General features: G+C 72.1%; 4 protein-coding genes. All 4 read right to left on the reverse strand.

What is annotated here, in order from left to right; translation table 11 throughout:
- Positions 1 to 93 precede the first annotated feature (93 nt).
- Positions 94 to 183, reverse strand: coding sequence for a potassium-transporting ATPase subunit F (locus ASG00_RS01095; protein WP_045247975.1), 90 nt, complete (start codon positions 181 to 183; stop codon positions 94 to 96).
- Positions 180 to 344, reverse strand: a complete 165-nt coding sequence (locus tag ASG00_RS01100) for a hypothetical protein (RefSeq protein WP_048808978.1) — start codon at positions 342 to 344, stop codon at positions 180 to 182. Before ASG00_RS01100 ends, ASG00_RS01095 begins: the two co-directional genes overlap by 4 nt.
- 105 nt (positions 345 to 449) lie before the next feature.
- A complete protein-coding gene (gene sufU, locus ASG00_RS01105) occupies positions 450 to 896 on the reverse strand; it encodes a Fe-S cluster assembly sulfur transfer protein SufU (RefSeq protein WP_056206219.1) in 447 nt (148 codons plus the stop codon).
- On the reverse strand, positions 893 to 1,632 hold a 740-nt coding region (locus ASG00_RS16175; RefSeq protein WP_235559027.1), incomplete at its 5' end, for an aminotransferase class V-fold PLP-dependent enzyme. The genes ASG00_RS16175 and sufU, both read right to left, overlap by 4 nt.

The raw sequence follows: 1,632 nt of genomic DNA on the forward strand, positions 1-1,632 counted from the left end.
CCATGTAGTCGCCGAGGGGGCGGTACAGCACGACGAGGACGAGGATGAGCGTCGCGGCCTGTGCGATGCCGGCCCAGATGGTCGCGGCATCCATCAGAACTTCTCGGGGGCGACGAGGGCGACGACGAGGTAGGCGATCGCGGCGAGGGCGAGCACGGCCGCGACGATCGAGAAGACGATCACAGCTTCTCCACCCCCTTGGCGACGAGGGCGACGATCGCGAAGAGCGCGACGATGCCGAGGATGCAGATGAGATCGAGCACGAGGACTCCAGAGGTGCGGATCCGCGAGGACGCGGGTGCCCGGTGGGGGCACGACACCCGATCGAACACTGCCCGGAGCACCCCGGACGGCGTCCTTACGGAATCCATACGGCGCCCGCACGGGCGCTCACGGAATCCGTGCGCACGCGGCCCCGCGTCCGCTGCGGCGGGCCCGACGCCCGGATCTCAGGAGCGGGCGAGCACGTCCTCGAGGGCGACCCACGCGAGCATCGCGCACTTCACGCGGGCGGTGTACTTCGAAACGCCCGAGAGCGCGGCGGCGTCGCCGAACTCCTCCTCGTCGAGGGCGATCTGCCCGCGCGAGCGCAACGCCTCGCGGAACGAGGCGATCAGAGCGGATGCCTCGGCCCGCGGCATCCCGTCCTCCTCGTCGACGAGCGCGGACAGCATCGATGCGGACGCCTGCGAGATCGAGCAGCCGGCGCCCTCCCACACGATGTGGCTCACCTCGCCGTTCTCGACCGTGGCGGTCAGCGTGATCTCGTCGCCGCAGATCGGGTTGCGCTGGTGCGAGCGCGGCGAGCCCTCGGCTGCGGTGTCGAGCCCGAAGCCGTGCGGGTGCTTCGAGTGGTCGAGGATCAGCTGCTGGTAGAGCTGCTCGAGGCCGTTCACGCGTCGGCTCCGAAGAACGCACGCACGCCCGCGACGCCCTCGACGAGCGCGTCGACGTCGGCGCTCGTGTTGTACACGTGCGTCGAGGCGCGCACCGTCGCCGTCACGCCGAACCGGCGGTGCAGCGGCTGGGCGCAATGGTGTCCGACGCGCACCGCGATGCCGCGGGCGTCGAGGTACTGGCCGACGTCGTGCGCGTGCACGCCCGCCACGTCGAACGAGGCGAGCCCGACCCGTTCGACATCGGCGTCGCCGAGCAGCCGCACCCCCGGGATCTCCCGCAGTCCGTCGCGCAGGCGTCGCTCGAGCTCGTGCTCGTGGTCGCGCACGCGGGCCATGCCGATGCCGTCGAGGTAGCGTGCGGCGGCGGCCAGGGCGACCGCCTGCGACACGGGCTGGGTGCCCGCCTCGAATCGCTGCGGCGGCGGCAGGTACTCCGCGCCCTCGAGGGTGACGGTCGTGATCATCGAGCCGCCCGTGAGGAACGGCGGCAGCGCCTCGAGCAGCTCGGCGGTGCCGTAGAGGGCGCCCACCCCGTAGGGGCCGAGCATCTTGTGACCCGAGAAGACCGCGGCATCCACCCCGAGCGCGGGCAGGTCGAGCGGCAGGTGGGGGGCCGACTGGCAGGCGTCGAGCACGGCGAGGGCGCCGACGCCGTGCGCGAGCGCGACGAGCTCGGCCACCGGGTTGACGATGCCGAGCACGTTCGAGACGTGTGTGAAGGCGACCACGCGGG

The sequence above is a fragment of the Microbacterium sp. Leaf351 genome, assembly GCF_001423825.1.
Classification (GTDB): Bacteria; Actinomycetota; Actinomycetes; order Actinomycetales; family Microbacteriaceae; genus Microbacterium; species Microbacterium ginsengisoli.